At 48.6% G+C, this 18,376-nt stretch carries 17 protein-coding genes, 1 pseudogene and 1 riboswitch; of the genes and pseudogenes, 5 read left to right on the top strand and 13 right to left on the bottom strand.

Annotated features, from left to right (window positions below; genetic code table 11):
* Window positions 1-533: 533 nt before the first annotated feature.
* Genes Ga0451573_RS05580 through Ga0451573_RS05600 form a run of 5 tightly spaced genes read right to left on the bottom strand, consistent with a single transcriptional unit; the run spans window position 534 to window position 5,872 of the window.
* The gene (locus tag Ga0451573_RS05580) at window positions 534-1,103 is read right to left on the bottom strand and encodes a xanthine phosphoribosyltransferase (protein WP_231682904.1); all 570 of its coding nucleotides are present in this window, start codon (window positions 1,101-1,103) and stop codon (window positions 534-536) included.
* A 12-nt stretch (window positions 1,104-1,115) separates the two neighbouring features.
* Window positions 1,116-2,066 carry an ABC transporter permease gene (locus tag Ga0451573_RS05585; protein WP_231682905.1) on the bottom strand — a complete coding sequence of 317 codons (951 nt, stop codon included), beginning with the start codon at window positions 2,064-2,066 and terminating at the stop codon, window positions 1,116-1,118.
* The gene (locus tag Ga0451573_RS05590) at window positions 2,063-3,166 is read right to left on the bottom strand and encodes an ABC transporter permease (protein ID WP_231682906.1); all 1,104 of its coding nucleotides are present in this window, start codon (window positions 3,164-3,166) and stop codon (window positions 2,063-2,065) included. The genes Ga0451573_RS05585 and Ga0451573_RS05590 overlap by 4 nt, the downstream gene beginning before the upstream one ends.
* Entirely contained in the window at window positions 3,144-4,682 is a 1,539-nt protein-coding gene (locus Ga0451573_RS05595) for an ABC transporter ATP-binding protein (protein ID WP_231682907.1), read from the bottom strand. The genes Ga0451573_RS05590 and Ga0451573_RS05595 overlap by 23 nt, the downstream gene beginning before the upstream one ends.
* Before the next feature lie 59 nt (window positions 4,683-4,741).
* Window positions 4,742-5,872, bottom strand: coding sequence for a BMP family ABC transporter substrate-binding protein (locus tag Ga0451573_RS05600; RefSeq protein WP_231682908.1), 1,131 nt, complete (start codon window positions 5,870-5,872; stop codon window positions 4,742-4,744).
* A 224-nt stretch (window positions 5,873-6,096) separates the two neighbouring features.
* Window positions 6,097-6,198, bottom strand: a riboswitch (purine riboswitch).
* Between the two features lie 164 nt (window positions 6,199-6,362).
* On the opposite strand from Ga0451573_RS05600, the gene Ga0451573_RS05605 reads away from it, so the two are divergent.
* Window positions 6,363-6,668, top strand: coding sequence for a hypothetical protein (locus Ga0451573_RS05605; protein ID WP_231682909.1), 306 nt, complete (start codon window positions 6,363-6,365; stop codon window positions 6,666-6,668).
* Here the strand turns inward: Ga0451573_RS05605 and queG are convergent.
* The gene (gene queG, locus Ga0451573_RS05610; protein ID WP_231682910.1) at window positions 6,665-7,825 is read right to left on the bottom strand and encodes a tRNA epoxyqueuosine(34) reductase QueG; all 1,161 of its coding nucleotides are present in this window, start codon (window positions 7,823-7,825) and stop codon (window positions 6,665-6,667) included. The two genes, Ga0451573_RS05605 and queG, sit on opposite strands and share 4 nt — an antisense overlap.
* Window positions 7,826-8,082: 257 nt before the next feature.
* Between queG and hcp the strand changes: the two genes are divergently transcribed.
* Window positions 8,083-9,375: a hydroxylamine reductase gene (gene hcp, locus Ga0451573_RS05615; protein WP_231683098.1), complete on the top strand. Its 1,293-nt coding sequence runs from the start codon at window positions 8,083-8,085 to the stop codon at window positions 9,373-9,375.
* Window positions 9,376-9,468: 93 nt separating this feature from the next.
* On the opposite strand, the gene Ga0451573_RS05620 is transcribed toward hcp, so the two are convergent.
* Both Ga0451573_RS05620 and Ga0451573_RS05625 read right to left on the bottom strand, forming a co-directional pair.
* Window positions 9,469-10,290 (bottom strand): ZIP family metal transporter, encoded by an 822-nt coding sequence (locus tag Ga0451573_RS05620; RefSeq protein ID WP_231682911.1) that lies wholly within the window; start codon window positions 10,288-10,290, stop codon window positions 9,469-9,471.
* A 229-nt stretch (window positions 10,291-10,519) separates the two neighbouring features.
* Complete coding sequence (locus Ga0451573_RS05625) at window positions 10,520-10,723, bottom strand: DUF378 domain-containing protein (protein WP_231682912.1); 204 nt, start codon at window positions 10,721-10,723, stop codon at window positions 10,520-10,522.
* 221 nt (window positions 10,724-10,944) lie between these two features.
* Here Ga0451573_RS05625 and Ga0451573_RS05630 point away from each other — a divergent pair, with 221 nt between their 5' ends.
* The gene (locus Ga0451573_RS05630; RefSeq protein ID WP_231682913.1) at window positions 10,945-11,514 is read left to right on the top strand and encodes a cache domain-containing protein; all 570 of its coding nucleotides are present in this window, start codon (window positions 10,945-10,947) and stop codon (window positions 11,512-11,514) included.
* Between the two features lie 576 nt (window positions 11,515-12,090).
* On the opposite strand, the pseudogene Ga0451573_RS05635 reads toward Ga0451573_RS05630, so the two are convergent.
* Both Ga0451573_RS05635 and Ga0451573_RS05640 read right to left on the bottom strand, forming a co-directional pair.
* Window positions 12,091-12,495, bottom strand: a pseudogene (locus tag Ga0451573_RS05635) (ATP-binding cassette domain-containing protein); the annotation flags it as partial.
* A 45-nt stretch (window positions 12,496-12,540) separates the two neighbouring features.
* Window positions 12,541-13,518 carry a zinc-dependent alcohol dehydrogenase family protein gene (locus Ga0451573_RS05640; RefSeq protein WP_231683099.1) on the bottom strand — a complete coding sequence of 326 codons (978 nt, stop codon included), beginning with the start codon at window positions 13,516-13,518 and terminating at the stop codon, window positions 12,541-12,543.
* A gap of 145 nt (window positions 13,519-13,663) precedes the next feature.
* On the opposite strand from Ga0451573_RS05640, the gene Ga0451573_RS05645 reads away from it, so the two are divergent.
* A complete protein-coding gene (locus Ga0451573_RS05645; RefSeq protein WP_337833073.1) occupies window positions 13,664-14,185 on the top strand; it encodes a peptidylprolyl isomerase in 522 nt (173 codons plus the stop codon).
* 259 nt (window positions 14,186-14,444) lie between these two features.
* Here Ga0451573_RS05645 and aguB read toward each other — a convergent pair whose 3' ends face one another.
* The gene (aguB, locus tag Ga0451573_RS05650) at window positions 14,445-15,320 is read right to left on the bottom strand and encodes an N-carbamoylputrescine amidase (protein WP_231682915.1); all 876 of its coding nucleotides are present in this window, start codon (window positions 15,318-15,320) and stop codon (window positions 14,445-14,447) included.
* A 28-nt stretch (window positions 15,321-15,348) separates the two neighbouring features.
* Window positions 15,349-16,416 carry an agmatine deiminase family protein gene (locus Ga0451573_RS05655; protein WP_231682916.1) on the bottom strand — a complete coding sequence of 356 codons (1,068 nt, stop codon included), beginning with the start codon at window positions 16,414-16,416 and terminating at the stop codon, window positions 15,349-15,351.
* A gap of 182 nt (window positions 16,417-16,598) precedes the next feature.
* Here Ga0451573_RS05655 and Ga0451573_RS05660 point away from each other — a divergent pair, with 182 nt between their 5' ends.
* A complete protein-coding gene (locus Ga0451573_RS05660) occupies window positions 16,599-17,957 on the top strand; it encodes a YheC/YheD family endospore coat-associated protein (protein WP_231682917.1) in 1,359 nt (452 codons plus the stop codon).
* A gap of 66 nt (window positions 17,958-18,023) precedes the next feature.
* On the opposite strand, the gene Ga0451573_RS05665 is transcribed toward Ga0451573_RS05660, so the two are convergent.
* The gene (locus Ga0451573_RS05665; RefSeq protein WP_231682918.1) at window positions 18,024-18,224 is read right to left on the bottom strand and encodes a cold-shock protein; all 201 of its coding nucleotides are present in this window, start codon (window positions 18,222-18,224) and stop codon (window positions 18,024-18,026) included.
* Window positions 18,225-18,376: the final 152 nt, after the last annotated feature.

Below are 18,376 nucleotides of genomic sequence, written 5' to 3' on the forward strand. Positions count from 1 at the left end.
ATTTAGGTTAATCGACCCTAATAGTTTGTTACCACGCAGCTGTCGTTTTTTCTGATATTCGCCTCCGGAGGGCGAAATTCCTCTGCGGGAAAAAATGGGAGTTGTTGTAAGATGTTTATATAGGCAGAGATGTGTTCCTCCGGCGGGCAACGTCTCAGCCGGTTACCCAAACCCGCTAACGCGGGTTATGGACCGGCTGACGACAGACTCCGCCTGCCGGAACACATCTCTGCCTATCAAACCATACTCTTACAACAAATCCCATTTGAAGCTTGTTAATACCTGATGCCGACCAGCGGATGTCAGTCCGCCCTTCCGGAAAACATCTGTCACTCCCTGAATTCAAAGCAAAATTTGATAAGGCTGCCCCTCAAATCCCATTTGAAGCGGTTCTATACTACATCCCTTTTGGCAGGGCGGGATGGATGCTTTCCGCAGAACGAGTCTGACGTCCGCCGACCTGCGATCCGCACAGAGTGCGGGAGCAGAATGTCGGCGGAGTTGTAGCCGTTCTAAGGAATGTATCCATCCCGCTACTCAAATTCCACTTTACCGGCTGCCAGGCTTTTGATAACCACAAGTGGCTCCACCCTGACACCGCTTTTTCGCAGCTCCCGGCCGCCTTTTTGGAAGCCTTTTTCAATAACAACTCCCACACCGACAAGGTGAGCCCCGGACTGTCCAACTATTTCTATCAAGCCTTTTGACGCGGCGCCCATAGCCAGGAAGTCGTCAATTATCAAAATCCTATCATTTGAGTCTATGTAGCTGGCAGCCACACTAATGGTCACTGTCTCATTTTTGGTAAATGAGTGGACAATTGAAGAATAAACCTCACCCTGCAGTGTTGAAGGCTTGTTTTTCTTGGCAAAAACACAGGGCACCTTCATTTCCATCGCTGTCGTCAGAGCTACTGCAATCCCGGAAGCCTCAACTGTCAGTATCTTGGTAACTTCATCGCCGGCAAACCTCGTCGCGAATTCATGCCCTACAGCAACTATGAATTCAGGGTCTAGCTGGTGGTTCAGGAAGGAATCAACTTTCAATACATTGTCAGAAACCAAAACCCCATATTCTCTTATTTTTTCTTTGAGTATTTCCATTTAAGAAACCGCCTATCTCTCTTCCCGGTCATATGGGAGCCCCAGCGATGCAGGGGTCCCGACCCGGCGTTTTTTTGTTTCACTGGTAACAAGTATCAGAACAATAATGGTAAGGATATATGGCAGCATCTGCAAGAAGAACGGGGAAACATCTTTGAGAAACAACGCCTTGTCCCCCATAGCCTGAATATGGAATCCCAGGGAATCCACTCCGCCAAAGATGTATGCCCCCACAAGGGCCTTCCATGGATGCCAAACCGCAAATATAACCAGAGCCACGGCAATCCAGCCTCGTCCTGCTGTCATATTCTCCGCCCAGGTCGGGGCATAAGCCAGGGACAGGTATGCTCCACCCAGTCCGGCCAGCATTCCGCCTGAAATAACACACAGATAACGTGTCAGGTACACAGGTATTCCCATAGAATCTGCGGCTGCGGGGTTTTCACCTACTGCCCTGAGGTTCAGTCCCCACCGTGTCTTGAAAACGATTATCCATATCACGATTACAAGTAAGAAACTTAGGTACACCAGGGAATCATGTTCAAAAATTATTCTCCCTGCATAGGGTATCCGGGAAAGCACAGGGACTTCCACGGGTTTAAAAACATCCGGAACAGGCTGGCCGATATATCCCTTTCCCAGAAAGGCGCTTAATCCTGTCCCGAAAATAGTCAGCGCCAACCCGCTGACAACCTGGTTAGCCCTCAGGGTTACCGATAGAAAGGCATGGATTGCTGCCATCAGCCCACCGGCGCCCAGCGCCGCAATAACCCCCACCCAGTGATTTCCTGACTGTACTGTGGCGATATATCCGGAGACAGCCCCTACCAGCATCATTCCCTCAACTCCCAGGTTAAGCACACCTGCCCGTTCGCTGAGGATTTCTCCCAGAGCTGCAAAGAGAAGCGGAGTCCCGGCAATAACTGCAGTTGACAACAAAACAACGACTAAAGGATCTCTCATTCGACCACCTCAATTCCACGGGGATTCCTTATCCTGATACGATATTTTGTGAGCATTTCGCCCCCCAGGATGAAAAACAGGATTGCTCCCTGCAGGATAGAAACAATAGCTGCCGGAAGACCGCTCATCTGCATATTATACCCACCGACCAGCAGACCTGCAAGCAGAAATGAAACACCGGTTATGGCAAAAGGATTAAGCCTCCCCAGCCAGGCTACAATGATAGCCGTATAGCCATATCCAGGTGACAGGTTAGGCTGCAGGCGCTGGATAATCCCTGAAACCTCAGCCATTCCGGCCAACCCGGCCAATCCACCGCTGAGCGCCATGACCAGGAGTATATTCCTGGCGGTGTTCATGCCGGCATAACGGGCTGCTACAGGGCTTTCACCAATAACCCTGATCTCGTATCCCCACTTGGTATGCCAGAGAATGATATACAGTAATACGGCGGCCACGAGACCGAAAACCAGACCCAGGTGAATCCGGGTATCTCCGAAACATGGCAGGACAGCGCTCTCAGGAAAAACAGCACTCAAGGGAAAATTCATCCCCTTGGGATCCTTCCACGGACCATATACCAGATAATTTGAAAATAGAATAGCCACATAATTCAGCATCAGTGTAGTAATCGTTTCATTAACCTTAAAAAGCGCCCGGGGTATTGCCGGTATCAGGCCCCAAATTCCTCCGGCTGCAACAGCCGCCAGAAACATAAGAGCCAGTACCCCAATACGTGAGCCCTCCCCATAAAACAAAGCCACCCCTGAAGCGGCAACTGCGCCCATATAAAGCTGGCCTTCAGCCCCGATATTCCATAACTGCATCCTAAAGGCCACCGAAACAGCCAAACCGCACAACAGCAGCGGTATTGCCTTGACAACCGTCTCTGACAGCCCATATGCAGAGCCAAATGCCCCTGACAGCATGGTCACATATATTTCAACAGGATTATAACCTGTAGCCAGCAGGAACAGGCTTCCACTGAGCAAAGCGCCTAAAATGGAAATTACCGGAACCAACAGGGCAGCGCTCTGCGAAAAATGTCCCCTCTTCTCCAGAACCAAAACCCTGTCCCTACCTATTGGCAGCCCGCTCATACGCTTCCTCCTCCCTTTGGCCGGCCATCAGCCTGCCAACCCTTTCCAGGTCAAAATCCTCTCTTTCCAGTATGCCCATGATTTCACCCTCATGCATTACTGCAACCCGGTCAGAGAGCATAAACAGTTCCTCAAGTTCCTCAGATATCAGGAGTATCCCTTTCCCCGACTCCCTCTGCCGCAGCAGGATATTACGCACAAATTCGATTGCCCCCACATCCAGACCCCGGACCGGGTAAACCGCGACTATGACATCAGGGTCACTGGTTATCTCGCGGGCCAGCAACAGTTTCTGCAGATTCCCCCCGGAAAGCATCCTCACAGGCGCTTCCACGCCGGTTGTTTTGACATCAAATTTGTCCACCAGCTTATGGGCATATTCGCGAACTCTTTTCCAGTTGATGAACCATCCTGCGGTGACTTCACCGGAACGGTAATTTTTCAGGATGCTGTTTTCCAGGACATTCAAAGTCCCCACCAGCCCGGTGCCAAGCCTGTCCTCAGGGATTAGACTGATACCGGCATCAATCATGGAGCGGACCGACCGTCCGGTAAACCGTTCCCCGCGAACTTCAATGTCCCCGGCTGCAACCTCCCTGAGTCCGGCTATGACCTCTGCCAGTTCCTTCTGCCCGTTTCCGGCCACCCCCGCGATACCCAGGATTTCACCTTTGCGCAGGTTCAGGCTGAGTGATTTCAGGGCTTTCTGGCCCCGGTCCCCCAGGACAGTTAACCCTTTCAGGCTGAGGATAAATTCATCCATTGGTTTGTCGGAAGGGTTTTGTCCAAACGTTATATCACGATCCACCATGGCCATAGTTAATTTCCTGCTGTCTGTGTCTTTCCCGGAAAAAGTATTCACAAACCTTCCATCACGTAATACAGTGATCCGGTCAGCATTTTCCAGGACCTCCTGGATTTTATGGGAAATTATGATAATCCCCTTGCCCATGTCAGCCATCCGTCGCAGAGTAGCAAACAGTTCGCGTGATTCCTGTGGTGTTAATACTGCCGTAGGCTCGTCAAGAATCATGATATCGGTACCTCTGTAAAGCATCTTCACTATTTCGACTCTCTGCTGCTCTCCCACCGACAACTGCCATATCTTAGACCCTGGTATTACATTTATGCCATACTCTTCTGAAAATCGGGACAGTTTTTCCTCCACTTTTTTCATATTAATAAAAAAACCATGGTTACCCGAACCCATGATAACATTTTCCGCAACTGAAAAGGTGGAAACCAGGCGGAAGTGCTGGTGCACCATCCCGATTCCGGATTCAATAGCGCCACGGGGAGAACTAAACTTCACTTTTGCACCCCTGAGGTAAATCTCTCCTTCATCAGGCATATACAGTCCGGTAAGAATATTCATCAGGGTACTCTTACCCGCTCCGTTTTCACCCAGCAGGGCATGAATTTCCCCCGGCCTGAGTTCAAAATCTATGTCCTTGTTGGCAGTGACTCCCGGAAATCTCTTAGTGATTGATACCATTTTAACTAAAGATGTGGTCATTGTTGATTCCCCCCGGATAATTAAGGGCTGCCGACCCATTACGGCCGGCAGCCGGTCATCTACTGTTTGGTAACAGTTCCGTCTACACCCTCGACAAACCAGTCAAGACTAAGCATTTCCTGGTCAGTGAGTTTTGCGCCTGCGGCAACACGCTCTTTTCCGGTATTATCTTTGATAGGACCGGTAAATACGTCCCATGTTCCATCAACTATTTCCTTTTTCTTAGCATCTACAAGAGCCTTTACATCATCAGTAACCATATCCCCATAGGGAGCCAGATCAACGATATCGTCACCGATGGGTCCCCAGTATTGCTCACTCTTCCACGTTCCATCAAGAATAGCCTGTACGGTTTCGGCATAATAAGGGCCCCAATTCCAAACAGGTCCTGTGAGTACTGCTTTAGGAGCAAACTGCCTCATATCGGAATTATAGCTGACACCAAATTTCCCGGCCTCTTCAGCTGCCTGCATTGGTCCGGGGGTATCTTGATGCTGGGCTACCACATCAGCGCCCTGCTCCAGAAGGCTCTTGGCGGCATCCTTTTCCTTGGCGGGATCATACCAGGTGTTTGTCCAGACAACTTTGACCTTGGCATCCGGATTAACTGAACGCACACCAAGGGTAAATGCATTGATGCCACGGACAACCTCCGGAATCGGGAAGGCAGCCACATAACCGATAGTATTGCTCTTGGTTGTTTTGCCGGCTACGATACCCGAAAGATACCTGGGCTGGTAAATCCGGCCGAAATATGTACCCATATTATCAAGCGTTTTATTCCCTGAACAGTGCAGGAAATATACATCTGGGTGTCTTTTGGCCACCTTTTCCATTGCATCCATGTAGCCAAAACTGGTCGCAAAAATAATTTTGTTCCCCTTCTGAACCAGGTTTTCAATTACTTGCTCCGCATCAGCGCCCTCAGGAACTGATTCCAGCGGAGGGGTCACCTCAATACCGGACACATTCTCTTCAAGATACTTCCTGCCCAGGTCATGGGCATAAGACCAGCCGGCATCCCCTGCAGGTCCTACATAGATAAAAGCTACTTTTGTCTTCTCTGCTTCTGTGGCCTTGTCCTCCCCCTGCTGCCCGGAAGAAGCCTTGTCCGCCCCGCCCCCGCAGCCGGCGAAGACTGCAACTGCCAGAAGAAGAACGGTGATAAGGGCTAAAACCTTTTTGTACATGATACTCCTCCTTTTTTTTATGTGTTTCTTTTATGGGAACAAAAAAAATACGTCTCCAATTTGTTCTACAGATACGGTGAAACAGGGCATATCAAAACTGCCCATTCCAGGAAAATTTTATATGAAAAGGACCCAAACAAAAAAACTCAGATGACCAGTTTTCTCTTTCGGGAGTGAAAACCCTCATCTAAGCCTGTTTCCGGCAAAATGCCGTTCCAATTTCCTGGGAGGATTATTTCACTCGTAGTCGGGCAATTTACGGTTGCCCGGTAGAAACTTTTGAGCCATATTCTCAAAGATATACGAGCTATTATGTTTTTGGTTGGAAAACTATGTAAATAACATTTATATTTACAGAATAAATTTAACATAAACGTCGACAATTTTCAAGAAAAATATCACCCTGTCATGTCACAATCAGGCCCTGTTTATTAATACAATACAGTAGAAGGATATTTAGCTTATGTTAACATTAGAAGGAGGTTTGGTTATGTACTCTAGAGCTAATATGGGATGCTCGGGAATGTGCCCGGTATGCGGAGGAATGCACGCCCCCGGTCAATGCCCGTTTATGCAGCCGGCAGGACCGCCGGTGCCCGGCATGGGTGGTATGGGCGGTATGGGTGGTATGATGCCTGGTATGGGCGGTATGGGTGGCATGATGCCTGGTATGGATATGAGCGAAATGATGGAAGAAATGAAAGAACACCATGAAATGATGAAGGAAATGCATACTAAAATCAACGAAATCCACAGCATGTGCAAAGACATCTACCTGAAAATGGCTAAAGGTTAAGCTCCAGAGAAAGGTCTCTTCCCAAGACCCTGTACAATTTCTTCAATGACTGCAGGGTCTTTTTCCTTTTCCAGGGCATCAGCAAGCGCCTGAAAAACGCCGGGATCATCCATTCTGCTCAGGGCCCAGGCGGCCAAGCCCCTTAATACTGGCCTGGCATCTGACTTCAGGATACCGATAAGCTCCGGGATGGTATCCCTGGCACCCAGGTTACCGGCTGCAATTATCGCATTCCTCTGTATAGGGGTCCTCCCTCTCCAGGCTCCCGCCATGTGCCCGAAGCGTTTCCTGAACGCCGCCTTGGATAAGCTTAAAACCTCTTTTAGAACCGGATAAGCATCATCATAACTGCATAAGAATTCAGACCCGCAGTCGTTAATCCGGGCGTTCCTGTTATATGGACAGACCTGCTGGCAGATGTCACACCCATATAAAGAAGTACCCATGATTTCACGTATTTCGGGGTCAGGCATAAACTTGCCCAGGGTAAGACAAGCCAGGCATCTATCCAGGTTCAAATCTTCTCCGTCCCTGATAGCGTTGGTGGGACAGGCCGTAACACATGCGGTACAAGAACCGCAGTTGTTGTTCAGAGGCCGGTCCGCCGGGAACGGAATGTCTGTGATTAATTCCCCCAAGCAGACCCAGGAACCGAATTCCGGAGTGACCAAAAGGGCATTCCTGCCAAACCATCCCAGTCCTGCTTTTACCGCCAGGGCCTTTTCCAGAAGTTCGCCGGTATCCACCATGTGAACTGTCCTGCCCGCGGGAACCAGATGCATGATATAGTCCCTGATTTTTTCCAGTTTGCCTGAAACCACCGTGTGATAGTCCAGGCCCCTGGAAATAAAACTGAAGCTCCCCCTGCTGAATTCTTCTCCTTCCGGCGGAGAAATAGCGGCAGACGCTGTTCCTAAATAAGCCACGGCAACAGAAATAACTGATCTTGCTCCGGGCAGGTGCAGTAAAGGGGCAATTCTCTTTGCCGGGTCTCCCTCGTTTATCCCATGCTTATAGCCTGCCTCCCGGCGCCGTACCACAAGGGGCAGGTGTTCTGTGAGCGCTTCCGCGTCAGTAAAACCAATTTTGGCAGCGCCAATAGAATAGGCGTATCCTTTCACTTTTTCCTTTAATACGGCAAAATCTGTGTGAACCACCTTATCTCACCTGCCATTAGTTTTACTCCAAACCCTTTACCTACATTATATCCGCTCCCGGCAGATTTAAGTGTCATCCATACCTTCATTGACTGATATTCCAGGCTGCCTTAAGCAACTTCACACTCAGGTGTGATATAGATTACAGTTTTAACCTCCTGCTGCATATATAATTAACACATCAACAAGGAACAACGCTGACCGGGAACGGCGGCGAAATATAAAAAGAAAGGGATTGATTTAGTATGTTCCAAAAGATGTTTTGTTATCAATGTCAGCAAACTCCCAAAGGAGGCTGCACCCAAGTAGGGGTCTGCGGTAAAAACGAGGATATCGCCAGCCTGCAGGATACCATTATTTTCGGGCTGAAAGGTGTTGCCGCTTATGCAGTTCATGCCCGCGAACTCGGGGCCAGTGACCCTGAGGTTGATGCCATTACACAAGAGGCGCTGTATTCCACTCTGACAAATGTCAACTTCAACCTGGAGGATACCATAAAAATGGCCCTTAAGGTGGGTACAGCAACCGTAAAGGTAATGGGGCTGCTGGACAAAGCCCATGTTTCCAGGCTGGGTGTGCCAAAACCCGTAACAGTCTCCCAGGATAAGGTAGAGGGCCGGTCAATCCTGGTATCAGGCCATAACCTCTATGCCCTTGAAGAACTGCTGAAACAGACTGAAGGCAAAGGAATAAATATTTATACCCACTCAGAAATGCTCCCGGCCCATGGTTATCCGGAACTGAAAAAATACGCTCACCTGAAGGGCAATGTCGGTAAAGCCTGGTATGACCAGCGGACACTTTTTGAAGACTTCCCCGGAGTTATGCTGGTTACCACCAACTGTGTCATGCCGGTAAGGAACAAAACTTATGCTGACCGGATGTGGACCTATGGAGTCACAGGGGTCCAGGAATCCCAAAAAATTGTCAATGACGACTTTACACCACTTATTGAAAAAGCCCTGTCACTGCCGCCGGCAAATATCCAGTCAGACAAGACACTGACCACAGGTTTCCATCATGAAAACGTACTGCCCCTGGCGCCGGCTATCATAGATGCGGTCAAATCCGGAAAAATCAAGAGGTTCTTCTGTATTGCAGGCTGTGATGCCCCCACCAAGGGACGTGAATATTATCGCGAACTGGCATCTGCCGTTCCCAAAGACTGTGTAATCCTGACAACCTCCTGCGGCAAATTCAGGTTCAATGATATTGACTTCGGTGTCATCGAAGGAACAGGGATACCCCGCTTCATAGACCTCGGCCAGTGCAACAACTCTGTTTCAGCAGTTGTCATCGCTCAGGCGCTTGCAGACGCATTTAACTGTACTGTAAACGATCTGCCTCTGACAATTGTGCTCTCCTGGTTTGAGCAGAAGGCAGTCGCCATCCTGCTTGGCCTGTTCAGCATCGGGGTAAAAAACATGTGGGTCGGGCCAAGCGCCCCCGAATTCCTTACCCCGAACGTTGTTGATGTGCTCGTGAAAAACTTCAACCTTCAGCTCTCCACCGGTGATGCCAAGGCTGACCTGACCAAAATGATGGGTTAAGAGCTCTGTTAGTTATTCTAATATAACGGACTCCAAACTAATATAAAGGGGGCAGTCATTCCCTGTGTGAAAACACGAGAATGGCTGTCCCCTTTACCCGAGACTGACATCCAGAATCATCATGACAACAAAACCAACCATAGTACACATGGTTGCCCAATCGGCATTATTGCTTCTTTGGGACTCAGGTATAATTTCCTCAACTATAACAAACAGCATCGCACCGGCGGCAAACCCGAGGGCATATGGCATGACAGCCTGGGAAGCGGATACAATCAAAGCCCCGATTACCCCGGCAATAGGCTCAACAAGTCCTGAAAACTGACCATAGGCAAAACTTTTAAAACGCGATAACCCTTCCCGGCGCAGCGACAGGGAGACTGCCAAGCCTTCCGGGATATTCTGAATCCCCACGCCAATAGCCAGGGCGACCGCTCCACTTAAGCCGGCTGAACCAAAATCAGAACTGACGGAACCAAATGCGATTCCCACAGCAAGCCCCTCGGGGATATGGTGCAGGGTAATAGCAAGAATCAACAGGGTACTGCGGCGCCATGATGTCTTTATTCCTTCAGCTTTGTTTACCGGCATACCCAGGTGCAGGTGTGGCAGAATCTTGTCAATACCGAGGAGAAATAACCCTCCGGCAAGAAAGCCTGCCGAAACAGGGAACCAGTCCGGAACCTCCAGGTCTAGTGACATCTCTATGGCAGGAGCCAGCAGAGACCAATAGCTGGCCGCAATCATGACTCCGGCTGCGAATCCCAGCATTCCGTCAAGTACCTTTCTACTGATGTCTTTAGCCACAAACACAGCAGCTGCTCCCAGCATTACCATAGCCCAGGTAAAACAAGTTGCAGCCAGCGCCTGAAACACCGGATTAAGGCCCTGAATAAATTCTAATATATCTGCCATTATGACCCCCATAGCAGCCTCACGGCTGATAACCATTCTCATAATTGTCATCTAACAATATATAACATTATCACGACTGCGCTAAATTTTCAACAATTTATGTGAAAAATAGCCGGTAAAATAGAAGAACAGGATAAGCTTTTCCAGAGTATCCGGTACTCAATGGAACTCACCTATCCCGTCTTATTACCAGCATTAGCCTTGTCGGTCTCTACAATGCTTCGCCATTTTACTTTGTCTTTTCCCGAGGTCTGACCAGCAGGCTGATGCACCAAATTCCGGCCAAACCAACAAGAACATAGATGATTCTGCTTATTAGAGAGTCCGTTCCGCCGAAAAGGCCGGCCACCAGATCATACCGAAACAACCCGACAAGCAGCCAGTTTAAAGCTCCGATGATTACCAGTACAAGTGATATCCTGTCCAATGCCATTAATAAAACACCTCACCTTTATAGATTATTTCGAGGCTTATTATATCCCGTTTTTCGAAAATTCATCCTTAAAATGAAGGAGACTTCTTCACCGTTTTCCTTAAATTGGAGTGGCATTCCGGTCAATTAACGCTGGCTGAAGGTTCGGGACTGCGTTATAATAAATAGGGTATCCCGGGCTCATCGTGAGATTTAAATAACAGCAGGAGAAGGAGGAACTTATGAAAAAACTTTTAATTGCAATCATTGCAGGCTTACTCGTAATTACAGCTCTGGGCTGCTCAGGTAATGAAAGTCAGACTCCCGAAACCGGGACATCTCAGACAGAACTGCCTCCAGGCCACCCGTCTTTGGATGAAACAGATAACGGTCAACAACCTGCCGGTCAGGTAACCGTTGATGCAGATGAAGTTATGAACAAGATCAATACAGCCCTCGATAAAAAGTTCCCTGGGGAATGGAAGGCTGAGGACACTACCCTGCAAAAAGGGTCTTATACCGAAAACGGCAGTTACGGCATAGTAGATGAAGTAACCAACATATATCCGGGAAGCATGGTCTCACTGTTTGTAGGCCAGGAAAGAATTTCAGGAACAATCAAAGGCGAGGACGGTAAACGGGTACTGGAGGGCTACCCAACTCCCGAAGCAGTCGGCCAAACCATGGAATCAGGAAAGGCTGTGGTAATTTCCGCCGGCAGCATTGGTTCAACCAGTTACCAAAAGGTTTACATGCCTCTTAAGTCAGGCGAAAAAACAGTTGCCGTATTAACAGTTTCAATTGCACAATAGTATTGCTCTTGATACTAAATTTTGATACTGCGCTTTTTGATAAGGGGACTGGTCCGGACAGGGCAGTCCCCTTTACTGTAGCACCGAACTGCCGCCTGAAACATGTAGTGTTAAAAATACAAACTTTTTATGTAAAGGTGGTAGTTATGCACGATCGATACAAAATTATCCGCAAAGGGCATCAGGAAAACATCTGGCTGCTCCCGGAAGATTTAATGAATAATTTCAAACTAAAGGAAAACTCCAAGGTAGAAGGAATATCCCCTGTGGCCTGTCCAGCTTTATAAATATCCGGTGGATTACGCCACTCACCTGGCTGGGTTCTAGCTCCCTCTCAATCGCTATAGCATGTTGGCCAAGTCGGCGAAGGCTGCATTATTTTCGACCTTTAATGCTGCACTATTTTCAACCTTTGATATTGTTGTTAAAATAGGGGTGGATGTGTTCCGCAAGGCGGTGACTGTCGTCCGCCCGGCCGGCAACCCGCGCAGCGGGAGCCGATGCCGGCGGAGACGTTGCCCGCCGGAGGAATACATCTACCCCTATTCAAAAAATAATAATGCAGCCTTCACTCATCTATGCCAACAACATTTTATCATTTACCAGGTGCTTGCCGCTGGCTTTGCCGAACATTTCCAAAAGGCCTTCAATACTCATCCCGGCACGCTCATCTCCGCTGATATCCAGGATAATCCGGCCTTCATGCATCATTATGGTCCGGTTCCCTATATTCAGGGCATGCTCCAGGTTATGTGTGACCATGAAAGTAGTCAGGTGTGATGCCTCAGCCACACTGCGGGTCAGTTCCAGAACCTTATCTGCTGTTTTGGGGTCAAGAGCCGCAGTATGTTCATCCAACAGCAGCAGCTTCGGTGTCTGCAGTGTAGCCATTAGCAGAGTCAGCGCCTGCCTCTGGCCTCCTGACAGCAGACTGACACGGTTTGTCAACCGTGCTTCCAGTCCCAGACCAAGCTTTTTTAAGGTTATTCATCAAAACTGTCAACCTGCAAAATAAGGACATTATCCCTAGTCTGCCACCAATACAGCCGCACCCCTGATTTTGCCGTTTCTTAAGGCCTCCAGGGCCTCATTTGCTGCACTCAGGGGGTAAGGTTGAATTTCTGTCCGGATTGGAATCCTGGGGGCTATTGCCAAAAACTCTTCCCCATCGCGGCGGGTCAAATTGGCTACAGACTTGATAACTCGTTCGCCCCACATTAGTTCATATGGAAATGATGGAATATCACTCATATGAATACCGCCACAGACCACCATACCTCCTTTTCCGACAGCCCGCAAAGCCGCCGGCAGACAGGAGCCGTCAGGAGCAAAAATTATTGCGGCATCAAGTTCTTCAGGAGGAGCCTCACCTGTTTCGCCTGCCCAGACAGCCCCCATGTCAAAGGCAAACTGCTGAGCCTCAAGGTCACCGGAACGGGTAAAGGCATAAACTCTGCGCCCCTGGTAATGGGCCACCTGGGCTACTATATGGGCAGCTGCCCCAAAACCGTAGATGCCAATTTTCTCGGCATCACCAGCCATTGCCAGGGACCGGTAGCCTATCAACCCGGCACATAAGAGCGGGGCGGCCTGCAAATCCGGATAACCGTTCGGAACCGTGAAACAAAACCGGTAATCTGCTGCCGTATATTCTGCAAAACCTCCATTAAGCTGGTAACCGGTGAACCTGGCATCATCACAGAGGTTTTCACGCCCTGAACGGCAGTAGCGACACTGATTGCAGCTTGAGCCAAGCCACGGTATTCCCACGCGCTGGCCTTTCTTAAGAGTTCCTGCATTTTTGCCGGTCTCCACAACAGTTCCTATAATTTGGTGGCCGGGGATAAGAGGCAGCACAGGCTGTTTCAGCTCACCGTCAACTATATGCAGATCAGTTCTGCATATCCCGCAGGCATGAACCCTGATAAGCGCCTGATCCGGGCCCGGCACAGGAACTTCAACCTCCGCAGCCCGTAAAGGCCTGCCCGGAGCATCAAGAATCATCGCAAACACTTGTCATCCTCCAAACATTATTTTGCATCCATACTCTAGCTTTCTACATCAATATATTAATTCCTGTTTGTCTTGCATATGAATGCCGAATTTTGGTAAAATAGTGATATCTGATAGTTTAGAGGAGGTGTTAATGATGGCAGCAAACCCAGTAGTGTCCCTTGAAACAGCAAATGATAAAACAATAAAAATAGAGCTGTTTCCGGAAATAGCCCCTAACACGGTAAAAAACTTTGTTTCACTGGTGAAAAAAGGATTTTATGACGGGCTTTCGTTCCATCGGGTTATTCCCGGTTTCATGGTTCAAGGCGGCTGTCCCCAGGGAACCGGAGGGGGCGGTCCCGGTTATTCTATCAAAGGGGAATTTAACTCCAATAAACATGTTAATAATTTAATTCATGAAAGAGGGGTAATTTCCATGGCCAGGACCATGGACCCAAACTCTGCAGGTTCACAATTTTTTATCATGGTCCAGGACTCTCCACACCTGGACGGAGAATATGCCGCTTTTGGCAAAGTCACTGAAGGAATGGATGAAGTTGACAGGGTTGTCAACGCTGATAGGGATTTCCGGGATAAGCCCGTTGCCGACCAACTGATTAAAAAAGCAACTGTGGATACCTTTGGCGTGGATTACGGAGAACCGGAAAAGGCATAACAAAAGTGGCAGGAACATACCTGCCACTCAGGTTATTGACAAACCCTATATTTTTTGATTATTAAAATGTAACATGGACAGGGGTAGATGAATTCCTCGGGCGGGCTACATCTCCGCCGGCATCCGCTCCCGCTTTGCGGTCGCGGGCCGGACGGACGACAGACTCCGCCCTCCGGAACACATCTACCCCTGTCTACAACATTTTTATAGTTCAAAATTTTTGACTTTGTCGTGGCAGGAACATACCTGCCACCTTTTTTTAACAGGAAGGATCGCCGTCAAAAGTAGTAAGCCGCTTATACAGCTCCGGCCTGCGGTCCCGGAAGACACCCCATTCTGTTCTTTCCGCCTCTAGCCGGTCAAGGTCAAATTCCACTGTTAATACCGTCTCCTCTTCCCGTCCTGCCTCTGCCAGCTTCTGTCCCTGGGGCCCGGCTATAAATGAAGACCCGTAAAAGGTTATTTCAGAATCCTCCATAATCTCTATCCCCACCCGGTTTGCCGCAGCTACCGGAATCAGGTTGGCTGCCGCGTGACCCAACATACAGGCCTGCCAATGGTCCTTTGAATCTATGGACCGGTCCATAGGTTCCGAACCAATGGCCGTGGGGTACAACAGGATCTCCGCACCCATAAGAGCCATAACCCGAGCCGCTTCCGGAAACCACTGGTCCCAGCATATGCCCACACCTATTCGGCCATAGCGGGTCTGCCATACCCGGAAACCGGTATCTCCCGGGCTAAAGTAAAATTTCTCCTGATAGCCTGGTCCGTCAGGAATATGGCTTTTCCGGTAAATGCACAGGACTGTGCCGTCAGCATCAATTACCGCAACTGAGTTGAACAGGGCAGTATGCTTCTTTTCATAGAAACTGACCGGTATCACTGCGCCCAGTTCCCGGGCAACCTCCCGAAACCTTTGCACCGCCTGGTTTTTTTCAGGTTCTGCAGCAAATTTATAGTACTCCGGCTTTTGTTTTTGGCAAAAATAAGGTGTTTCCAACAGCTCGGGCAGCAGGATAATCTGAGCTCCCCGGGCTGCCCCCTCCCTGGCTAGCTGCTCTGCCCTGGCGATATTTTCCCCGGGATTTTCATTACATCTCATCTGTACAGCGGCTACTTTAACATGGCGCATTTCTATCCCCTCCAATCAGGATATCCCTTCAGGATGTCGCAGTCGGCTGCCCAGCCGGGCTTCTGGCCAGACTTCCCGCCAGGGGCATCTGCTGGGTAATACAATGGATATTTCCGCCCTCTTTCACCAACGGCATACCATCTATAGTGACAAGCTTCCGGCCCGGGAATAAGTCTTTAAAGGTCTGTCGGGCAATTTCATCAGTCTCCCGGGATTGCCCGCCAAACAGTGGTAAAATAATCCCACCATTGACAAAATAAAAATTAATATAACTCAAGGTCAGCCGTTTTCCCATATAATATTCCGGAAACGGTTGGGGTATCTGAACTATTTCAAGCTTTCGCCCCCGGGCATCAACAGCCTTTTGCATAATCCCGAGGTTTTCCCTTGTTATCTCATAATTGGGGTCATTAGGGTCATTACACACCTGTAAGAGCACCACCCCGGGCCGCACAAAGCAGGCGGCATTATCTATATGGCCGTCAGTCTCATCACCGTCAAGACCCCTATTCAGCCATATAACGGTTTCAATACCCATGTACTGTTTAAGTACATCAGTAATCTCCTCCCTGGTCATTCCCGGGTTCCTGTTAGGGTTTAAGAGACACTCCTGCGTAGTCAGCAGGGAACCTTCCCCATCAACATGAACCGAACCCCCTTCAAGGACAATAGGTGCATTAAAAGTCTGGATTTGCTCCCTCTCCAGAAGTCTGGGCGGCACAGCGTCATCCATGTCACAGGGCAGATACCTGCCCCCCCAGGCATTGAATCTCCAATTAATACCGGCAATCTGCCCACTGTTGCTGATTACAAAAGTCGGACCGTTATCCCTTGCCCAGGAATCATTGTGAGGGATTTCAGCCAGTTCTACCTCTGGCCCGCAAAGCCGTGCAGCCTGGTTCAGATCTTCCGGGTTTACCAGCATGGTAACCGGCTCAAACCGGGCAACAGCCCTGGCAGCGTGGGCATATCCCCGACATAATTCATCATAATTATCGGGCCAACACATTGAGGCCCTAACAGGCCATTCTATAAAAGTTCGACTATGCGCAGCCCACTCCGGAGGCATCCTGAATTGCATTTTTGCCGGGTACATTTTACACCTCATTTAATTATTTTGACATTGTTATGTTACCCCCTTGTACAGCCTGTGTCAAGTATGGCAAAAGAGGCAAAAGAGCCCGGGATAGAACGTCCCATTTTTACACACCCCAACAAATACCGTCATATAGTATTATTGAAAAATATTGCAGCACGTTCTGTGTAAAGGTGGTTCATATGGATACAAAATATAAACTGTTCCGAACAGTGGGAACTGAAAAAGTCCTCTACCTGCCCTCAAAATTAATAGCTCTTTACAGGCTCATTGAAGGTGATACTATAACACTGCGATGCGGTTCCGCATCTGTAACGGCTAAAGCCAGTGTCCTGGACTCCCCGAAGTCATCAGAAGTCTCGGAAATCGGACTGTCAGATGCGGTTCTGAGAGCGCTGAATATCCCACACGGCATTTTCATAACTGTTCAGTCTGACGGATCCCACGAACTGCGGCTAGGTCCCCTTATTGGGGTTCTTACCTTTACCCAACATATACCCTCGCGCCTGGACTATTACTTTAAATATGTCTTTGCTAAAAAGAATAAAGGGCTGATTTACGTGTTTTCCGGTCAGGATATTGATGTGAGCCGCAGCGCCATCAGAGGTTGTTATTACGACTTCTCTGCAAAAGCATGGCAACAACGGCTATTCCCATTTCCTGATGCAGTAATGGACCGCTGTTACCCAAGTTCGAAAAAAACCCATGACCTCCTGGCTGCAGTTATGGGCCCCGGCAAAATATTTAATAATACAACCCGAATCAGTAAAATTAATTTTTTCAAAACCGTCAATAATGACATTTTCCTTAAAAAATATCTGCCGGCAACTCAATTATTAAGATATCCCTCAGACCTGAATATTTTCCTTTTAAAATATGGCAGTATTTTCCTGAAACCGGTTGACTCTATGAAGGGTAAAGGAATTGTGGTGGCAACGCAGCACAAGAATGGCATTGAGTGCAGGTTTAACTCAGCCGGAACAGATACCATCCGAACCGTAGCCTCTTTTGCGGATATCCCGGAAATACTTCTGACTGCCGCCGGACGCAAAAGAAAGTATATCATGCAGCAGGCTGTAAAATGTATGGAATACGGTGGCGGCCCGTTTTCCTTCCGCACCTGTCCCATGAAGGATGAAAGTAACAGATGGCTTCTGCCGGGAATGGTTGTCATAGGAACAATGGGGAACGGCCATGTAACCAATTATGCCTCAGGTGGGCGGCGCATCCCTCTTAAGGATCTTTTCAAAATCATCCTGCCCCAGCTTCCCAACTCTAAAGATGAGTTTCTTCAACTGTTGGAAGACATAACCCTGAAAACCGCATCACTGCTTGACGATAAATTCGGCCCTTTCGGTGAATTGGGGGTGGATATAATCCTTGACAAACAAGGGCAGCCATGGCTTCTGGAAGCAAACGCCAATCCTGCCCGAACCCCAGCATTTATCCAGACGGAATACCCTTTATGGCGGAAGCAGGTATATGAATATATCGTGGGTTATGCCAATCACCTGGCCGGTTTTGGCTCCCGTGACATGTAAACCGGAATACAAACAAAATCAGGGGCATTTGCACACTAATGCAAATGCCCCTGCTGATTTTTGGCATTATCTTACGAGGACAACATTGGCTGCCTGGGGACCGCGGTTGCCTTCGACAATATCAAATTCAACATCCTGCCCCTCTTCCAGTGTTTTAAAACCTTCGGTCTGGATAGCAGAGAAGTGAACGAAAACGTCTCCTCCTTCGTTGCTCTCAATAAAACCAAACCCTTTCTCCGGATTGAACCACTTTACTTTTCCTTGCATTAATACAGGCCTCCCTTTACCTTTCAGTTTTTCCTATGCTTATAACTGCTTATAACATCATATAGTATTAACCTAAATGCGCTGAATAATTCTATTTTTTTCTGAAGAAATAAAACTTCTTCAATGAAGTTTTATTTATTAATATTACGGCA

It is taken from the genome of Phosphitispora fastidiosa, assembly GCF_019008365.1.
GTDB lineage: Bacteria > Bacillota > Thermincolia > Thermincolales > UBA2595 > Phosphitispora > Phosphitispora fastidiosa.

What these genes read in the sequence shown, in the direction of transcription:
- Ga0451573_RS05620 (WP_231682911.1), bottom strand. Translation starts at nt 10,290, where the DNA reads ATGGCAGATATATTAGAATTTATTCAGGGCCTTAATCCGGTGTTTCAG.
- Ga0451573_RS05595 (WP_231682907.1), bottom strand. Translation starts at nt 4,682, where the DNA reads ATGACCACATCTTTAGTTAAAATGGTATCAATCACTAAGAGATTTCCG.
- Ga0451573_RS05640 (WP_231683099.1), bottom strand. Translation starts at nt 13,518, where the DNA reads ATGATTCTTGATGCTCCGGGCAGGCCTTTACGGGCTGCGGAGGTTGAA.
- Ga0451573_RS05600 (WP_231682908.1), bottom strand. Translation starts at nt 5,872, where the DNA reads ATGTACAAAAAGGTTTTAGCCCTTATCACCGTTCTTCTTCTGGCAGTT.
- Ga0451573_RS05605 (WP_231682909.1), top strand. Translation starts at nt 6,363, where the DNA reads ATGTACTCTAGAGCTAATATGGGATGCTCGGGAATGTGCCCGGTATGC.
- Ga0451573_RS05660 (WP_231682917.1), top strand. Translation starts at nt 16,599, where the DNA reads ATGGATACAAAATATAAACTGTTCCGAACAGTGGGAACTGAAAAAGTC.
- Ga0451573_RS05580 (WP_231682904.1), bottom strand. Translation starts at nt 1,103, where the DNA reads ATGGAAATACTCAAAGAAAAAATAAGAGAATATGGGGTTTTGGTTTCT.
- Ga0451573_RS05630 (WP_231682913.1), top strand. Translation starts at nt 10,945, where the DNA reads ATGAAAAAACTTTTAATTGCAATCATTGCAGGCTTACTCGTAATTACA.
- aguB (WP_231682915.1), bottom strand. Translation starts at nt 15,320, where the DNA reads ATGCGCCATGTTAAAGTAGCCGCTGTACAGATGAGATGTAATGAAAAT.
- Ga0451573_RS05590 (WP_231682906.1), bottom strand. Translation starts at nt 3,166, where the DNA reads ATGAGCGGGCTGCCAATAGGTAGGGACAGGGTTTTGGTTCTGGAGAAG.
- Ga0451573_RS05665 (WP_231682918.1), bottom strand. Translation starts at nt 18,224, where the DNA reads ATGCAAGGAAAAGTAAAGTGGTTCAATCCGGAGAAAGGGTTTGGTTTT.
- Ga0451573_RS05655 (WP_231682916.1), bottom strand. Translation starts at nt 16,416, where the DNA reads ATGTACCCGGCAAAAATGCAATTCAGGATGCCTCCGGAGTGGGCTGCG.
- hcp (WP_231683098.1), top strand. Translation starts at nt 8,083, where the DNA reads ATGTTTTGTTATCAATGTCAGCAAACTCCCAAAGGAGGCTGCACCCAA.
- Ga0451573_RS05625 (WP_231682912.1), bottom strand. Translation starts at nt 10,723, where the DNA reads ATGGCATTGGACAGGATATCACTTGTACTGGTAATCATCGGAGCTTTA.
- Ga0451573_RS05585 (WP_231682905.1), bottom strand. Translation starts at nt 2,066, where the DNA reads ATGAGAGATCCTTTAGTCGTTGTTTTGTTGTCAACTGCAGTTATTGCC.
- Ga0451573_RS05645 (WP_337833073.1), top strand. Translation starts at nt 13,664, where the DNA reads ATGGCAGCAAACCCAGTAGTGTCCCTTGAAACAGCAAATGATAAAACA.